The following is a 17,949-nucleotide window of genomic DNA, read 5'->3' as shown; positions in this document are numbered from 1 at the left end:
AGTACGGTCAAAAAGTGAAAAACATGACGCAAACTTTTATCCCCGGCAAAGACGCTGCGCTGGAAGACTCCATTTCCCGTTTTCAGCAAAAACTGAGCGATCTCGGTTTTAATATTGAAGAAGCTTCCTGGCTCAATCCGGTTCCTCATGTTTGGTCAGTGCATATCCGCGATCGCGACTGTCCGCTGTGTTTTACCAACGGCAAAGGCGCGAGCAAAAAGGCCGCACTGGCCTCCGCTCTGGGTGAATATTTTGAGCGTTTATCAACTAACTATTTCTTCGCTGATTTTTATTTGGGTAAAGAAATCGCCAACGGTGAGTTCGTTCATTATCCCAATGAGAAGTGGTTCCCTATTCCGGCTGATGGCTCCCTGCCACAAGGCATTCTCGATGCCCGGCTGCACGCTTTTTATGACCCAGACAAAGAGCTAAATGCCAATGATCTGGTGGACTTACAGTCAGGTAACGTTGAGCGCGGAATCTGTTCCCTGCCCTTTACCCGTCAATCTGACCTGGAGACAGTATATATTCCTATGAATATCATAGGAAATCTTTATGTGTCTAATGGTATGTCTGCTGGTAATACCGCCAATGAAGCACGTGTCCAAGGTTTGTCAGAAGTTTTCGAACGCTATGTGAAAAACCGCATTATTGCGGAATCCATCAGCCTGCCCGAAATCCCGCAAGAGGTGCTGAACCGCTACCCTGGCGTAGTTGAAGCCATTGCAAAACTGGAAGAGGAAGGTTTCCCAATCCTTTCTTATGACGCCTCTTTGGGCGGCGCTTACCCGGTTATTTGCGTCGTCTTATTCAACCCTTCTAACGGAACTTGTTTTGCTTCATTCGGCGCGCATCCTGACTTCGGCGTAGCGCTGGAGCGCACCGTGACCGAATTGTTGCAAGGCCGCAGCCTGAAAGATTTGGATGTTTTCACCGCTCCAACCTTCGATGACGAAGAAGTGGCCGAACACACCAATCTGGAAACTCACTTTATCGATTCCAGCGGTTTAATTAGCTGGGATATGTTCAAGCAGGACGCAGACTATCCGTTCGTTGACTGGAATTTCAGCGGCACAACCGAAGAAGAATTCGCTACGCTGATGGCGATCTTCAAACAGGAAGATGCTGAAGTTTACATTGCAGATTATGAGCATTTGGGCGTTTACGCCTGCCGTATTCTGGTACCGGGTATGTCCGACATCTATCCGGCAGAAGATTTGCTGATGGCCAATAACACTATGGGCGTACATCTGCGTGACACTCTGCTGGCGTTGCCAGGCACCGAGTGGAAGCCAGAGCAGTATCTGCAATTGATCGAACAGCTGGACGATGAAGGTCTGGATGATTTTGCCCGCGTGCGTGAACTGCTGGGCATCGCCTCTGGGAAAGACAACGGCTGGTATACCCTGCGCGTTGGCGAGCTGAAATCCATGCTGGCGCTAGCCGGTGGTGATTTGGAGCAAGCGTTGATTTGGGTTGAGTGGACGCAGGATTTCAACGCCTCCGTATTTACTCCTGAACAGGCTAACTATTACCGTTGCCTGCAAACCTTGCTGCTGCTGACTCAAGAGCCGGATCGCGATCCTGCCCAATATCATGGCGCATTCGTGAAAATGTACGGTCAAGATGCTGTGGATGCCGCTTCTGCCGCCCTTTGTGGCGAAGTTCGCTTCCACGGGCTGTTTAGCATCGATCCTGATTTGAAAGCATTACCGGCACATCAGGCGCTGTTGGGAGCCTATGAGAAGTTGCAAGCGGCCAAGCGTCGTTACTGGGCAAAAAACTAATAGCTTTGTTCCAGTTCTGAAAACTGCTATCTCATCAAGCGACGGCGAATCCTATGGGTTCGCCGTTTTTTTACCCTACATTTATCTATCCTCATTTTTATCGCTGTATGTTCTATAAGCGCCGAGTTATATAAACTGTGCGCTTAATAAATAGACATCTCAGCGCCTGAATTATTATTTATGCAGAAATTCCCATCGCCAGAATTATTTTTTCATCAAAAAACAGTTATTATTTTTGGGAGAAAATGGCACTTTTAGACAAATAATTCCGCCTAAAGCTCGCATTCTTATGGGCAGGTAAATAAATAGTTAATTTTTAATAGCGTGGTTGAAGGCGATAATCTACAAATTACGCTATTTATTAACCTTTTCTTCATCGAATTGAACGTTTAATCAAAATTTTTTGTAAATCTTAAAATATTTTTTCTCTTTAAATATCAATGAAATAACATGATTAACCATTGAGATTACAGGTGTTTATGGCTGATTAAAGTGGCCCAATATGATCCACGTCAATTTTCACGCTATACTGCTTTGCTAGTATCTCGTTGTGCTTTATTAACCCTAAAGAGAGAGTTAGTGTGAAAGCTGACAACCCCTTCGATGCATTACTACCCGCGGCCATGGCGAAAGTAGCCGAAGATGCCGGTGTCTACAAAGCCACCAAGCATCCGATGAAAACTTTCTATCTGGCAATTACTGCGGGCGTGTTTATCTCAATCGCTTTTGTATTTTACATTACAGCTACTACTGGCACCGCGGGCGTTCCTTTCGGCTTTGCGAAATTAGTTGGCGGTATCTGCTTCTCACTGGGTTTGATGTTAGTCGTGGTATGCGGCGGCGACCTCTTTACTTCCACCGTATTAACCACCGTAGCGAAAGCCAGCGGCCGGATTACCTGGCGTCAGTTGGGGACTAACTGGGTGAATGTTTACGTTGGAAACCTGGCCGGAGCGCTGTTTTTTGTCGCCCTGATCTGGTTTGCCGGTCAATACATGGTTGCCAACGGCCAATGGGGCTTGAATGTGCTGCAAACCGCAGATCACAAATTGCACCATACTTTTATTCAAGCAGTATGTTTGGGCATTTTAGCTAACCTGATGGTGTGCTTAGCGGTATGGATGAGTTACTCCGGCCGTACCATTATGGACAAAATGTTCGCGATGATTCTGCCAGTCGGTATGTTTGTCGCCAGCGGCTTTGAACATAGCATCGCCAACATGTTTATGATTCCTATGGGCATAGTGATTAAAAACTTCGCTTCGCCTGAGTTCTGGCAAGCCATAGGAGCAACACCTGAGCAATTTGCTAATCTGACCGTAAGTAACTTTGTTATCGACAACCTCATTCCTGTTACCATCGGTAACATCATTGGTGGCGGGTTATTGGTAGGGTTAACTTATTGGGTAATTTATCTGCGCGGTGACCAGCAACATTAAAGTGTGGCCGCTACGTCTGGTTTTCGAAGAAATTCACATTAAAAGGTAGATGCATTATGACCGAACTTAATGAAAAATTGGCCAACGCATGGCAAGGTTTTACCGAGGGTGACTGGCAGAACGAAGTAAACGTTCGTGACTTCATCCAGAAGAACTACACCCCATATGAAGGTGACGAATCCTTCCTGGCCGGCTCTACCAAAGCAACCGATGAGCTGTGGGCCAAGGTCATGGAAGGCATCAAACTGGAAAACCGCACTCATGCGCCAGTTGACTTCGATACCGACGTAGCATCAACCATCATCTCCCACGACGCTGGTTACATTAGCAAAGATTTGGAAACCATCGTTGGTTTGCAGACTGAAGCACCATTGAAACGCGCCCTGATTCCATTCGGCGGCATCAAAATGGTTGAAAACTCCTGCAAAGTTTACGGTCGTGAGCTGGATCCACAGCTGAAAAAAGTGTTCACCGAATACCGCAAAACCCATAACCAGGGCGTATTCGATGTTTACACCAAAGACATCCTGAACTGCCGTAAATCCGGTATCCTCACCGGTCTGCCGGATGCTTATGGTCGTGGTCGTATCATCGGTGACTATCGTCGCGTAGCCGTTTACGGTATCGACTTCCTGATGAAAGACAAACTGGCTCAGTTCAATTCATTACAGTCACGTCTGGAAAACGGCGAAGATCTGGAAATGACCATCCAACTGCGCGAAGAAATTGCTGAACAGCATCGTGCACTGGGTCAAATCAAAGAAATGGCAGCTAAATACGGCTGCGATATTTCTCGTCCTGCGACTAACGCCCGTGAAGCGGTACAGTGGACTTACTTCGGCTACCTGGCCGCGGTGAAATCCCAGAACGGTGCAGCGATGTCCTTCGGCCGCGTGTCTACTTTCCTGGACGTGTACATTGAACGCGACATGAAAGCCGGCAAACTGACCGAAATCGAAGCGCAAGAGTTGATTGACCATCTGGTGATGAAACTGCGTATGGTTCGCTTCCTGCGTACCCCTGAATACGATGAGCTGTTCTCCGGTGACCCAATCTGGGCAACTGAGTCTCTGGCTGGTATGGGCGTTGACGGTCGTACTCTGGTAACTAAAACCAGCTTCCGCTTCCTGAATACCCTGTACACCATGGGGCCATCTCCAGAGCCGAACATGACCATTCTGTGGTCTGAGAAACTGCCGTTGAACTTCAAGAAGTTCGCAGCGAAAGTTTCTATCGACACCTCATCTGTACAGTATGAAAACGATGATTTGATGCGTCCTGACTTCAACAACGATGACTATGCCATCGCATGTTGCGTCAGCCCAATGATCGTCGGTAAACAAATGCAGTTCTTCGGCGCTCGTGCCAACCTGGCGAAAACCATGTTGTACGCAATCAACGGCGGCGTTGACGAAAAACTGAAAATTCAGGTAGGCCCGAAAGAAGCGCCAATGATGGACGAAGTGCTGGACTATGACAAAGTCATGGAACGCATGGACCACTTCATGGATTGGCTGGCTAAACAATACGTGACTTCGCTGAACATCATTCACTACATGCATGACAAGTACAGCTACGAAGCTGCGCTGATGGCTCTGCATGACCGTGATGTATATCGCACCATGGCTTGCGGTATCGCAGGTCTGTCCGTTGCTGCTGACTCCCTGTCTGCTATCAAATACGCGAAAGTAACGACTATTCGTGATGAAGATGGTCTGGCAGTCGACTTCAACATCGAAGGCGAATATCCACAGTTCGGTAACAACGATTCTCGCGTTGATGACATCGCCTGTGACCTGGTTGAGCGCTTCATGAAGAAAATTCAGAAGCTGCGTACCTACCGTAACGCGGTACCAACTCAGTCAGTTCTGACCATTACCTCTAACGTGGTTTATGGTAAGAAAACCGGTAACACCCCAGACGGTCGTCGCGCGGGTGCCCCATTCGGTCCAGGTGCTAACCCAATGCACGGTCGTGACCAGAAAGGTGCTGTTGCCTCTCTGACTTCCGTTGCCAAACTGCCGTTTGCCTATGCGAAAGATGGTATTTCTTATACCTTCTCCATCGTACCAAACGCTTTGGGTAAAGATGACGAAGTGCGTAAAGCTAACTTAGCGGGTCTGATGGACGGTTACTTCCATCACGAAGCGTCCATCGAAGGTGGTCAACACCTGAACGTGAACGTGATGAACCGTGAAATGCTGTTAGACGCGATGGAAAATCCGGAAAAATATCCGCAGCTGACCATCCGTGTATCGGGTTACGCAGTACGCTTCAACGCGCTGACCAAAGAACAGCAACAGGATGTTATTACTCGTACTTTCACTCAGTCGATTTAATAACCCGATACGCAAAGAATTTGGAGTGACGGACAGGTAGCAAGAAAACAAAGCCCGATGAACTGACTTAAGTCGCTGATTTAGGCTCGTGTATCCGCTAACAACCCTGTTGCTTCAAGTCCGAAGGGTATAAACTTAAAGGCTCCACGACTGTGGGGCCTTTACTTATCAAGCACAGCTATTTTCACCAACCACCGCACGATGTACTTGCCAGAAAAGTCTGTTTTGCCAGCCATCTACCCTGAGTGGGTGCCCGGCAAAACAGTTTTATCCGACCTAGCGTCGGCAGCAGGAGTGCCAGCTCAGACGTTGTGATCGCCCGAATCACCGAGCTAACAAGGGCATCCCCTTCCTCCTGCCCTGCCGCCGTTATGTTGATTTCGACTGCTATTGAACGGTCAATTTGGAGAACCCCCTGCAATGTCTGTACTTGGTCGCATTCACTCATTTGAATCCTGTGGCACCGTTGATGGTCCCGGCATCCGCTTTATCGTATTCTTTCAAGGCTGTTTGATGCGTTGCCTGTACTGTCACAACCGCGACACTTGGGATACCCACGGCGGTAAGGAAGTGACGGTTGAAGAGCTGGTGAAAGAAGCCGTGACCTACCGACACTTTATGAACGCATCCGGCGGCGGCGTGACCGCATCCGGCGGCGAAGCCATTTTACAGGCTGAATTTGTGCGTGACTGGTTCCGCGCTTGTCATAAAGAAGGCATTCATACCTGTCTGGATACCAACGGATTTGTTCGCCGTTACGATCCGGTGATTGATGAATTGCTGGATGAAACCGATTTGGTGATGTTGGATCTGAAACAAATGGATGATTCCATTCATCAAAATCTGGTCGGCGTGTCTAACCATCGTACTCTGGAATTCGCTCGTTATCTGGCGAAACGCAACCAGAAAACCTGGATTCGCTACGTTGTGGTTCCGGGTTGGTCAGATGACGATAAATCCGCCCATATGTTAGGTGAGTTTACCCAAAATATGACTAACATCGAGAAAATCGAATTGCTACCTTACCATGAGTTAGGCAAGCATAAATGGGTAGCCATGGGCGAAGAATATAAGCTGGACGGCGTTAAGCCACCATCCAAAGAAATTATGGATCGAGTGAAAGGTATCCTGGAAAGTTACGGTCACAAAGTGATTTACTGACTTATCGTTTATTCTGCCAGCCGGGATTTCGCAACCGGCTGGCAGAGAGCGTTACACCGCCGCAAAAGGCGTGTGTTGCTGATCCGGTTTCTTCAGCAGCATCATCAGATACACCAATGCCACTCCCGCAATCATCACGAATAATAAATTATCAGAAAAATTCTGCATCAGCATTGATGTCATGGTCGGCCCAGCCAGACTGCCGATGGTGTAACTCATCAATAAAGCCTGATTCATCGCCACTAACTCATCGGAACTGGCTTTTTCACAGGCCCAGGCCATAGCGACTGGATAGAGCGTAAAACCTGCCGCCCCCAGAATAAATAGCGCTGGCGCCATCGCATAGTTACTGAGCATCGCGATACAGCCCAATATCACGACAAATACCTGAATACGCAGCACCAGCAGGCGACCATAGCGATCGGCCATGCGCCCTACCGGCCATTGTCCGAAGATCCCCGAACTGACCAGCAGCGCCATCCACCATCCGACGTTGGCATCGCTCATCCCCTGATGGGATAAATACAGCGGCATTAGCCCGTAGAGCGATCCCAGCACGATACCTGAGATAATACAGCCATTGATACCCAAGCGAGCGCTACGACGCTTAAACATCGGCCAAACCTTCACATGGGTGGTTTCAGCCGACTGATTAGCGAAGTGAGCAAATAGAAGTGGCAACATCGCAGTAATCACCAACGCGCTCACCCAAGGAATCACGCTGGCCAACTGGGTAGAGACCATGCCCAAGAGCAGTTGGCCACCCACGGTGCCCAGATAATATATCGTCATATACGCCGCCAATAGCTGTCCACGATTAGTTGGCGTGCCGCTGCGTAACAATGCGCTTTCTACAATTACCCAAATCAACGCGCAGGCTACACCGGCCATAAAACGCCAGCCCAACCAGCTCCAGAAATCGACTGACAGCATCAGCCCGCAGGTCGCCGCCGCAAATAACAGGCAAGAGTAGTGATAGCTGCGATTAAAGCCCAAACGCTGAATAAGTCGGCCAGCGATCAAGGTTCCCGCAAGATTACCGCTGAAATATGAAGAACTTACCATACCCACTTGCCACACTGGCAAATGCTGGTGGCTAAGCCACAGGGGAACTAATGTATTTAATACCGCGATTGAAACTGTAAATAGCAAAAGCCCACAGAGCAACAATAGCACTGGGCGAGAGTATGCGGACATAGTGAAACGAGGACCGTTGGCGCGATGGAAAGTGAGCGCATCATGCCACTGGTGATAAAAAAGTCAATTGCTCTGACAGTGGTAATAGCACGATATGCTACCAGCGTGGTTTTTATGCTATCTCATCAAACAATAAGCCTGCAAACAAAATGTTGAGTTTCTCCACTTTTACTTTCAGGAACTTCCCTCATCTCAGGAGATATTCCGAAATAAACGCCCAAATTTAGGCCATTAAAAAGCCCCGCAATGCGAGGCTTTGAACATCAACAGCTGAAATCTATGGCTTAGCCGCCAATGTATTCCAAGCCGCCCATGTACGGACGTAATACTTCGGGAACCTGAATACGACCATCCGCTTGCTGATAGTTTTCCAGTACCGCGACTAAAGTACGGCCAACAGCCAGACCAGAACCATTCAGGGTATGAACCAGACGTGGTTTACGGTCAACTTTGTTACGGCAGCGCGCTTGCATACGACGCGCCTGGAAATCCCACATATTGGAACATGAGGAGATTTCGCGGTAAGTGTTCTGCGCGGGCAGCCACACTTCCAGATCGTAGGTTTTGCTTGAACCGAAGCCCATGTCGCCGGTGCACAGCAACATTTTACGATAAGGCAGACCCAGCAATTGCAGTACTTTCTCCGCGTGGCCGGTCAGTTCTTCCAGCGCATCCATGGAATCTTCTGGACGAGTGATCTGTACCATTTCGACTTTATCGAACTGATGCATACGAATCAGACCACGGGTATCCCGACCATAAGAACCGGCTTCTGAACGGAAACACGGCGTATGGGCAGTCATTTTCAATGGCAGGGATTCTTCTTCCAGAATCTCGTCGCGTACCAGGTTGGTTACTGGCACTTCTGCCGTTGGAATCAGCGCGTAGTTGCTGCTGTCAGACTCTTCTTCCAGCGGTTTGGTGTGGAACAGATCGCCACCAAATTTAGGTAATTGGCCAGTGCCGTAAAGCGTGGCGTGGTTAACCAGATACGGAACGTAAGTTTCCAGATAGCCGTGCTTTTCAGTGTGCAGATCCAGCATGAACTGCGCTAATGCGCGATGCATACGGGCAATTTGCCCTTTCATCACCACAAAACGCGCGCCGGTCAGCTTAACCGCAGCAGCAAAATCCAGACCGCCAGCCATTTCACCTAGAGCAACGTGATCGCGAACGTCAAAATCATACTGGCGCGGTTCGCCCCAACGGCTCACTTCCAGATTGTCGTTCTCATCTTTACCGACTGGCACAGAATCATCCGGCAGGTTAGGAATAGAAAGCGCCAAATCGCGAATTTCGTTTTGCAGCGTTTCCAATTCCGCTTTAGCGGCATCCAGCTGGTCACCCAACGCATTAACTTCAAGACGTAATGGCTCGATATCTTCACCACGAGCTTTTGCCGCACCGATCATTTTCGATCGAGAGTTACGTTCTGCCTGCAGATTTTCTGTTTCGGTCTGTAAAACTTTGCGGCGTGCTTCTTGTGCGCGCAACGTATCAACATCAAGTTTAAAACCTCTGCGAGCAAGTTTTTCTGCGACTGCGTCTAGCTCATTGCGCAGCATATTGGGATCGAGCATGCTAGTCCTGTGCTTGTAGTTAAAAAAATAAAGGGTTGTTAGAAGAAATCTTACTGACGTAAGCGAAGTATTCTCCGCTTACCAAGTAGTTATAAAGATAACCTTACCGCAACGACAAGGCTAGCGGTAGCGTTTTATCGGGCTATTTTGATCCTGCTCAGCCAACCATGCCAGCTTTTCACCTATTTTACCTTCAAGACCGCGTGAAGTCGGCGAATAGTAGCGGGTTGCCGCCATTTCCGGCGGGAAATAGTTCTCACCGGCCGCGTAGGCATTTTGTTCGTCATGAGCATAACGATACTCCGCGCCCAGCCCCATTTCCTTCATTAATTTGGTTGGTGCGTTCCGCAGATGTTCTGGCACATCAAAATCAGGCATTTCACGTGCATCACGCATCGCCGCTTTGAAAGCGGTATAAACCGCATTACTCTTGGGCGCACAGGCAAGATAAACAATGGCTTGGGCGATGGCTCTTTCACCTTCTGCCGGGCCGACGCGGGTGAAGCAATCCCAGGCAGAAATAGCGACTTGCATCGCGCGAGGATCGGCATTGCCGACGTCTTCCGAAGCAATGGCTAACAAACGCCGGGCTACATATAGCGGATCGCCACCGGCGGTAATAATACGGGCGTACCAATACAGCGCGGCATCCGGCGCCGAGCCTCGTACCGACTTATGCAGCGCCGAAATCAGATCGTAATAGCGGTCGCCTTTGTTATCAAAGCGAGCGCTACGCTCCCCCGAAACTTCTTTCAATAATTCAGGAGTCAGTACTCGCACACCTTTGGCATCAATTTCAGCCATATCCGCCATCATTTCCAGGCTATTTAGCGCCCGGCGAGCGTCTCCTCCCACCAACTCCGACATCATGCGGCGGGTTTCATCCAGTAACTTGATATTCTGACCGCCCAAACCGCGGGTACTATCAGACATCGCCTGATCGATCACTTTCTCGATATCTGCCGCTGTCAGCGCTTTCAGCAAATAGACCCGGGCTCGAGAAAGCAAAGCCGAATTGAGTTCGAAAGAGGGATTTTCGGTGGTGGCACCGATAAAAGTAATAGTACCGTCTTCAATATGAGGCAAAAACGCATCCTGCTGGCTTTTGTTGAAGCGATGTACTTCATCAACAAACAGAATAGTCCGCCGCCCAGCATCACGGTTTTGACGCGCCCGCTCGATCGCTTCGCGGATCTCTTTGATCCCGGAGGTCACGGCAGAGATACGCTCCACATCTGCCTGCCCATAGCGGCCAATAATTTCAGCTAACGTGGTTTTACCGGTTCCCGGCGGCCCCCATAGGATCATCGAATGCAGTTGCCCTGCTTCAATCGCACGTGGCAATGGTTTACCCGGAGCTAATAAATGCTGCTGTCCGATATATTCAGCCAACGTTAAAGGCCGCATACGCGCGGCCAATGGCTGAAACTCGTTTTGAGAAAAATCGAGGGATAGATTACTCACTCACACCTCACTGGCGCTGGTCGTCCAGTGTAACCCCCTTCGGCGGGGTAAACTTGAATTTGCTGGCATCGAACGTGCTGTTTTGCTGGCCTTTCAGCACATAGGCGCTGCGCTGGCCGTCTTGTTCGACGGCGGTAAAGCCTTTGATCGTGCCGCCTGGCGTCACGCTGATGGCGAACTGTTTCAGATTACCGCTCGGCGCTTTTGGCGTCAGCTCAAAATCATCGCCTTTCTGTTTCACATTGTACTGTTTCCAGTCATCCGGATTATTGCGGGTAATCAGCATAAACGGTGTGTTGCCGGTTGAGTTTTTCAACCAGGTTGCCGTCGCCTGTTCAACAAAAGGATTATAGAACCACAGCGTTTCGCCGTCAGAGATAAGCACGCTTTCGTCTGGCGAAGTCATATGCCAGTTGAACAGATTTGGGCGTTTTACCCACAGGTCGCCTTCACCTTCTTGTACCGCCGCGCCGTCAGCGCTGGTCACGTACTGCGAGAACTTAGCGTGGAAACTGTTCACTTTGCTCAGGCGGCCTTGAAGATCCTGGCTTGCATCGGCCAAAGCGGAGGCGGAAATAACACTGGAGAGCAAACAGCAGGCAACGAGCAGCTTTTTCATGATTCCAAATACCTTGTAAATGCTATTACCCCGGCAAATATTGCCATAGGGAACTATTCAATAATTAACTATCTGCACTCTAGCCGAAGCCTATTATTCAGCTATAGCACAATAATCTGATAAACAGCATGGTTTACGCTTCTTTGCACAGCATTCACTAAAAGAATGATTGTGCGTCAATGTTACCAATCTTTCTGGTCGTAGCCTGAAACCTTAGAACGACCGCTGAAAAGCTTTAATTATCAATTTAAACGCGCTTTATCTTTTAGCTCAAGGGCCGCAATGCGGCCCTTTTATACGTCATGATCCGATCATTGATAACGATTATTCATGAGGCGGTGGAGCTAACACCTCACGGTTACCGTTATGGCCTTGCGGACTAACGATTTGCTGGGCTTCCATCTGTTCGATAATACGGGCAGCTCGGTTATAACCAATGCGGAACTGGCGTTGAACCCCGGAAATAGAGGCTCGGCGTTTTTCCAACACAAAGCTGACAGCCTGATCGAACAGCGGATCCAGTTCTTCATCGCTATCCAGCCCTAAACTACCGCCTTCGCTGTCATCACTGCCGTTAAGGATGCTTTCGATGTACTGCGGACGCCCGCGAGCCTTCCAGTCGTTAACCACCGCATGCACTTCCTGATCGCGTACAAAGGCACCGTGCACTCGCACCGGTATCGATGAGTTTGGCGCCATATACAGCATATCACCCATGCCCAACAACGATTCTGCACCGCCCTGATCGAGAATGGTACGGGAATCGATCTTGCTGGACACGGTAAAGGCAATCCGAGTCGGTATGTTAGCTTTAATCAAACCGGTGATCACATCCACCGATGGACGCTGAGTCGCCAGCACCAGATGAATACCTGCGGCACGCGCTTTCTGCGCCAAACGGGCAATCAGCTCTTCCACTTTCTTACCGACGGTCATCATCAAATCGGCAAATTCATCTACCATCACCACGATGTATGGCAGTTTCACCAGCATTGGCGGTTCGATATCCATGCCGTCGCCTGGTTTCCAGAACGGATCGGGAATCGGACGCCCCATAGCTTCAGCCTGCGCCACGCGTTCGTTATAACCCGCTAAATTACGCACGCCAAGCGCGGACATCAGCTTATAACGTCGTTCCATTTCGCCCACACACCAGCGCAGCGCATTAGCGGCATCCTTCATATCGGTAACCACTTCGGTCAACAAATGAGGAATACCTTCATACACTGACAGTTCCAGCATTTTCGGGTCGATCATGATGAAACGAACTTCATCCGGAGTCGCTTTATACAAGATACTCAGGATCATGGCGTTAACACCGACCGATTTACCGGAACCCGTCGTACCCGCAACCAGTAAGTGTGGCATTTTGCCCAGATCCGCCACCACCGGCTGCCCGGCAATGTCTTTACCCAGCACAATAGCCAGCGGCGAAGTGTTATCACGGAATTTAGCGCAGTCCAGCACTTCTCGTAGATAGACGGTCTGGCGACGTTTATTCGGTAACTCCAACCCGACATAAGGCTTACCTGGAATCACTTCCACCACGCGCACCGCAATGGCAGAGAGAGAACGCGCCAAATCGCGCGACAGGTTAGAAATACGTGAAGCTTTCACCCCTGGAGCCAAATCCAGCTCGAAGCGGGTAATCACCGGCCCCGGCGATATTCCCACCACTTCGGCTTTGACCCGATAATCTCCAAGACGCGCTTCAACCAAACGCGCAGTTTGCTCCAAGGCAAACATATCCACCGGTTCTTCCTCTTCTGGCGGAGAAGCCAGCAGATCCAGCGTCGGCAGTGGTGTCGTTGGTTTTTGCAGCGGCTGATCGTTACGCATCAGGAACGGATGAATCAGGCTGTCCATAGCAGGAACAGGCTGCGGTACCGGTTGAGGTGCGGCCGGTGCCTGCGGAGCAGCCGTCGGATAAGTCGGCGCATTCTGGGCTGTCGAATAGGCCGACTCCGCTGGTGCCGCAGGCTGAGGAGCCACCGGCTGCTGATAGACGGGTGCGGCTGGCTGCTGCACTGGAGGTTCAGCCTGATACTGCGGTTCCGGCTGCGTGGGCTCTTCGGTATAAGGTGACAGCGTAAACAGCGGTTCGCGCGGCGTATCGTCGACCAAATCCGCAACCGGCGAGAAGGTGAATGCATTATGCGTATCAACCGGGCGACTTGGCACCACGACTGGCTCAGATTCAGAAGATATCCCGTAACGACTTTGCTGTTGAGCAGCAAAGGCCTGACGCAGCTCCGCGTCCTGCAACGCTTGTTCATCTTCCGGTTCGATCTGCGGCTCTGGCTCTGCGGCATAATTTTCACCGTAGCGCTGGTTTTCCCGATCGGCGAAAGCTTTACGCAGCATGGCCTGTTGCAACGCATCTTCGTCGTGCTGCGCTTCCACACTTTGCGGCGCGCTAGGCTGAGGCTCATCGCCCTGACGAGCGCGTTGCTCCTGCTCTGCCATGCGCTGTGACGGCAACTTGATACCATAAGAAGCCATTTCACGACGGGTAGGAATACGCACAGGGTTAGGACGAGGCAACTCAGGGCCAATACCCTGTTTAATCTGGGAGTTACTGTCACTTATAGCGGTAAACGCTGGCATAAAGGTTGCCGCGGCGGCCGTGGACACCCCATGACCCACGGCAGGAATAGAGCCGGTGACAGCCGAAGGTGAGCTTTCAGCGCCCGACTCGTCACCGAAACCAGGATTCATATAAGGCGTTGATTCCACGCGATCGCTGTGGCGCTGAGCGGCGGTAAAATCAAACGGCGACGGCTGCGGATCGGCATCCCATGTGCCCATTTGCGGCTCACGTTTCTCAGGCTCGGCGGTTGGGCGGATCGGTGCCGGTGTTTCTTCAGGAATTTCGAAGGAATATAGCGGCGGTGTCGCCAGATTCTCGGTCATTGGCGATGCGCTGTGGCTAACATTTTGCGCTGACGCAGTTTCAGCCGGCGCCGTTTCTGTCGAAGCCCACGGCTGATGCTGAGTCTGTGTATCATCAACGTCTGTTGCCCTCATCGTGCTCAGAAGCGGATCATCATAAGGCGCTGCTGCCGTCTGTGGCGCAGCATCAGGGATAACCGGAGCAACAGCGGCATTTTCACCAGGACTTTCCGTTGGGATTTTAGTCAGCGATGGTGCCGAGAACAGGACATCATCAACGTCATCACTCGCGTTGGCTGTTGTCGCAGCAACGACCGATGCGGCTACGCCGGGTTGAGCGTCGGGTTCATCGGCAATTTCGGCATCCAGATAATCGTCATCTTCATCTCTTTGACGCTCAGATCTGCGGGAACGGTTGGTCAGAAAGGCCAAAGAACCCAGCACTACCCCACCGATTTTTTCGGCAATAACTAGCCATGACCAGCCGGTAAACAGGGTTAAGCCTACCGCCCAGATACACAGCAGCGTCAGCGTCGCGCCCACGCCGTTGAACCACGGCAGCATCGCGTTACTGAACAGGCTGCCAATCACACCGCCGGAAGCAAAGTAGTACAAATCATCGACATTCAGCGCAGCCAGCCCGCAGGATGTCAAAATCAGCGCCAGCGTGCCGATCAGTTTGAGAGAGAGGCTGAAATAGTCGATATGATCGCTGTCATCACGCTGGCGGAATGCGGCCCAGCACAACATCACCATGATCGGCGGAATGGCGTAAGCCAGCACACCAAAGGTGAAGAACAACGTATCGGCCATCCAGGCGCCAACGCTGCCACCCAGATTATGAATAGGTTCATGCCATGCGGTCTGTGACCAGCTTGGATCGGAAGGGTTGAAACTGATCAGCGCGGCCATCAGGTACGCTGCCAAAATAGTTACCACAATCAGTACGGCTTCAAGTAAACGACGCCCGTTGCTGAGTTTCTTCAGGGTAACTTCTTTATCTTCTGTATATTCCTGGCTCAAGAAAGGCTCTCCAGGTCCTGTGAATTGGTAATAGAAACAACGCCGAGAAACCTTCCCGGCGCTGAAACTGTATGAATAAACAGGAGTGTAACCAAATTACTCAGGTTTTGCACCTGCCCGTTTAGCGCGTCTTGATCACAAGACGATTGCTCTGTTTTACTTCTTCCATAACTACGTAAGTACGGGTGTCGTTCACTCCCGGCAGACGCAGCAAGGTTTCACCAAGCAATTTACGGTAGGCAGACATGTCTGGCACGCGGGTTTTCAGCAAATAGTCAAAATCGCCGGAAACCAAGTGACACTCTTGAATTTCATCAAGTTTTTGCACTGCGGTGTTAAATTGTTCAAACACATCTGGCGCACCACGATTCAGAGTAATCTCAACAACAACCAACAGTGCAGCGTCCAGATATTGCGGATTTAACAGCGCAGTGTAGCCCTGAATGAAATCCTGGCGCTCTAAGCGGCGAACACGTTCCAGACACGGCGTAGGCGATAAACCTACACGTTTTGAAAGCTCTACGTTTGAGATCCGACCATCCTTCTGAAGCTCATTCAGGATGTTACGGTCAATACGGTCAAGCTCCTTCCCCGGGCGTTTCTTATTGTCTATCATCTTATTGTCTCTCTTAATTTCCTTGAATCCGCCACATGCCCTAACCGGAAGTCGGTGTTCTGAGCCTGCCACAGACAAAGACCCACAGCCTGTTTTTGTGCAAATATATCAACATGTTCCTATCTCACACCCTGTCTGTCCAACCGCATGCGAGGTACTCGATGATTATTAGCGTCCCGAAAGAGATGAAAACATCGCGGTGCCGAATGGGATGTTTTCCAACGATACCGAGAAATCACTGCACGTAGCCACCCAGCATTAATCGAAAACGTTCCAGGGTTTTCGATTGATATCAGTGATACCAATTCTGAAATTATGGCGCGCAGATAATTTCTTCTTCCTATGATGTTTTCGCAAATGCACAGCCGATTGTCAAAGTAAAAGAAGTTAAATCAGTAGAACGTGCCAGATAAAAAATCTCACTCGCTCATTTTCCCCTCGTTTTTACGCTTTTTTTACCTCATGTTCAGAGAGAAAATTCCGCTGAATTCGGGTGGAAGTGACAGATGAGGGCACAAAATTCGTAGGGTTAAGGCCAACCACTTGCGGACAGCCATGTCCGAGAGCAAATGTAGCCGCGATTAAAAAAGCCCCATCCGATAGGTTTCTCTCCTAACTGCTTATTCTTAATGCATTTCGCTGAGAAAATAGTCATCACCTATCAAACAAATCGCTAACAACATTTTTGTTCGCTTTTTTTACTGTCACATTTTCCCTACAATCCCTAACATTGTCCGCCATTGTGGGAAAGAGGTATTCATGAGCACGGCTAAGCACAGCAAATTAATTATTCTTGGTTCAGGTCCTGCGGGTTACACCGCGGCAGTTTATGCCGCCCGCGCCAATCTGAAGCCCGTTTTGATTACCGGGATGGAAAAAGGCGGCCAGCTGACAACCACCACCGAAGTTGAAAACTGGCCCGGTGACCCAGAAGGTCTAACCGGCCCGGCGCTGATGGAACGTATGCACGAACACGCAGCGAAATTCCAAACCGAAATTCTTTTCGACCATATCAATAAAGTCGATCTGCAACAGCGTCCGTTCCGTCTATTCGGCGATAGCGAAGAATATACCTGTGATGCTCTGATCATCGCCACAGGGGCATCGGCCCGTTATCTGGGGATGGAATCTGAAGAAGCCTTTAAAGGCAAAGGCGTTTCCGCTTGCGCAACCTGCGACGGTTTCTTCTATCGTGGCCAGAAAGTCGCGGTAGTCGGCGGCGGTAACACTGCGGTTGAAGAAGCGTTATATCTGGCAAACATTGCGGAAGAAGTACATCTAATTCACCGCCGTGATACTTTCCGTTCGGAAAAAATCCTGATCGACCGTCTGATGGAAAAAGTGAAGAACGGCAATATCGTGTTGCACACCGACCGCACTTTGGATGAAGTGTTGGGCGATCAAATGGGCGTTACCGGCGTGCGTTTGCGTTCAACCCAAACCGATGAAACCGAAGAACTGGCAGTTGCTGGCGTATTTATCGCCATCGGCCACAGCCCAAACACCGCAATTTTCGGCGATCAGTTGGAACGGGAAAACGGCTACATCAAAGTGCAGTCTGGCATTCAGGGCAACGCGACCCAGACTTCCGTACCTGGCGTATTTGCCGCCGGCGACGTCATGGATCATATTTATCGTCAGGCGATTACCTCCGCAGGCACCGGCTGTATGGCTGCGTTAGACGCGGAGCGTTATCTGGACGGCTTGGTCAACGATAAGTAATCGACCCGGCCTGAAGAACGACTCAGGCTAGCTCGAAGAAACAGGCGGCTCAATCGCAAGATGAGTCGCCTTTTTATTCGTGGCTTCACTTTATTTATATCTCCGCCGAG

Annotated in this window: 10 protein-coding genes and 2 pseudogenes; 5 read left to right on the top strand and 7 right to left on the bottom strand. The window is 50.2% G+C overall.

The features are described 5' to 3' along the window. Window positions 1-23 precede the first annotated feature (23 nt). From ycaO to pflA, 4 genes are all read left to right on the top strand, one after another. A complete protein-coding gene (ycaO, locus tag ACQ4OC_RS01070) occupies window positions 24-1,787 on the top strand; it encodes a 30S ribosomal protein S12 methylthiotransferase accessory factor YcaO (protein ID WP_120806094.1) in 1,764 nt (587 codons plus the stop codon). 581 nt (window positions 1,788-2,368) lie between these two features. Then, window positions 2,369-3,226, top strand: coding sequence for a formate transporter FocA (gene focA / locus ACQ4OC_RS01065; RefSeq protein WP_064512889.1), 858 nt, complete (start codon window positions 2,369-2,371; stop codon window positions 3,224-3,226). Between the two features lie 56 nt (window positions 3,227-3,282). Next, window positions 3,283-5,565, top strand: a complete 2,283-nt coding sequence (pflB, locus tag ACQ4OC_RS01060; protein WP_064512887.1) for a formate C-acetyltransferase — start codon at window positions 3,283-3,285, stop codon at window positions 5,563-5,565. Window positions 5,566-5,985: 420 nt separating this feature from the next. Beyond that, window positions 5,986-6,726, top strand: coding sequence for a pyruvate formate lyase 1-activating protein (pflA, locus tag ACQ4OC_RS01055; protein WP_064512883.1), 741 nt, complete (start codon window positions 5,986-5,988; stop codon window positions 6,724-6,726). A 51-nt stretch (window positions 6,727-6,777) separates the two neighbouring features. Here pflA and ACQ4OC_RS01050 read toward each other — a convergent pair whose 3' ends face one another. The 7 genes and pseudogenes from ACQ4OC_RS01050 to lrp form a co-directional block, all read right to left on the bottom strand. Next, on the bottom strand, window positions 6,778-7,923 hold the full coding sequence (locus tag ACQ4OC_RS01050) for an MFS transporter (RefSeq protein ID WP_064512881.1): 1,146 nt from the start codon (window positions 7,921-7,923) through the stop codon (window positions 6,778-6,780). Between the two features lie 284 nt (window positions 7,924-8,207). Continuing rightward, on the bottom strand, window positions 8,208-9,503 hold the full coding sequence (gene serS, locus ACQ4OC_RS01045) for a serine--tRNA ligase (protein WP_064512879.1): 1,296 nt from the start codon (window positions 9,501-9,503) through the stop codon (window positions 8,208-8,210). A 120-nt stretch (window positions 9,504-9,623) separates the two neighbouring features. After that, window positions 9,624-10,967, bottom strand: a complete 1,344-nt coding sequence (locus tag ACQ4OC_RS01040; protein WP_064512877.1) for a replication-associated recombination protein A — start codon at window positions 10,965-10,967, stop codon at window positions 9,624-9,626. A gap of 7 nt (window positions 10,968-10,974) precedes the next feature. Then, window positions 10,975-11,586, bottom strand: coding sequence for an outer membrane lipoprotein chaperone LolA (gene lolA / locus ACQ4OC_RS01035; protein WP_064512875.1), 612 nt, complete (start codon window positions 11,584-11,586; stop codon window positions 10,975-10,977). A gap of 324 nt (window positions 11,587-11,910) precedes the next feature. Then, a pseudogene (locus tag ACQ4OC_RS01030) lies at window positions 11,911-14,142 on the bottom strand (DNA translocase FtsK); the annotation flags it as partial. Window positions 14,143-14,717: 575 nt separating this feature from the next. Further along, a pseudogene (locus ACQ4OC_RS01025) lies at window positions 14,718-15,501 on the bottom strand (DNA translocase FtsK 4TM domain-containing protein); the annotation flags it as partial. Between the two features lie 121 nt (window positions 15,502-15,622). Further along, entirely contained in the window at window positions 15,623-16,117 is a 495-nt protein-coding gene (gene lrp / locus ACQ4OC_RS01020) for a leucine-responsive transcriptional regulator Lrp (protein WP_004717338.1), read from the bottom strand. A 759-nt stretch (window positions 16,118-16,876) separates the two neighbouring features. Between lrp and trxB the strand changes: the two genes are divergently transcribed. Then, complete coding sequence (trxB, locus tag ACQ4OC_RS01015) at window positions 16,877-17,839, top strand: thioredoxin-disulfide reductase (protein WP_064512871.1); 963 nt, start codon at window positions 16,877-16,879, stop codon at window positions 17,837-17,839. Window positions 17,840-17,949 lie beyond the last annotated feature (110 nt).

The sequence above is a fragment of the Yersinia sp. J1 genome, from assembly GCF_050586585.1.
Lineage (GTDB): Bacteria > Pseudomonadota > Gammaproteobacteria > Enterobacterales > Enterobacteriaceae > Yersinia > Yersinia entomophaga.
This window is presented reverse-complemented; position numbering and strand designations above follow the sequence as displayed.

What these genes read in the sequence shown, in the direction of transcription:
- ycaO (WP_120806094.1), top strand. Translation starts at nt 24, where the DNA reads ATGACGCAAACTTTTATCCCCGGCAAAGACGCTGCGCTGGAAGACTCC.
- pflB (WP_064512887.1), top strand. Translation starts at nt 3,283, where the DNA reads ATGACCGAACTTAATGAAAAATTGGCCAACGCATGGCAAGGTTTTACC.
- pflA (WP_064512883.1), top strand. Translation starts at nt 5,986, where the DNA reads ATGTCTGTACTTGGTCGCATTCACTCATTTGAATCCTGTGGCACCGTT.
- ACQ4OC_RS01050 (WP_064512881.1), bottom strand. Translation starts at nt 7,923, where the DNA reads ATGTCCGCATACTCTCGCCCAGTGCTATTGTTGCTCTGTGGGCTTTTG.
- serS (WP_064512879.1), bottom strand. Translation starts at nt 9,503, where the DNA reads ATGCTCGATCCCAATATGCTGCGCAATGAGCTAGACGCAGTCGCAGAA.
- lolA (WP_064512875.1), bottom strand. Translation starts at nt 11,586, where the DNA reads ATGAAAAAGCTGCTCGTTGCCTGCTGTTTGCTCTCCAGTGTTATTTCC.
- lrp (WP_004717338.1), bottom strand. Translation starts at nt 16,117, where the DNA reads ATGATAGACAATAAGAAACGCCCGGGGAAGGAGCTTGACCGTATTGAC.
- trxB (WP_064512871.1), top strand. Translation starts at nt 16,877, where the DNA reads ATGAGCACGGCTAAGCACAGCAAATTAATTATTCTTGGTTCAGGTCCT.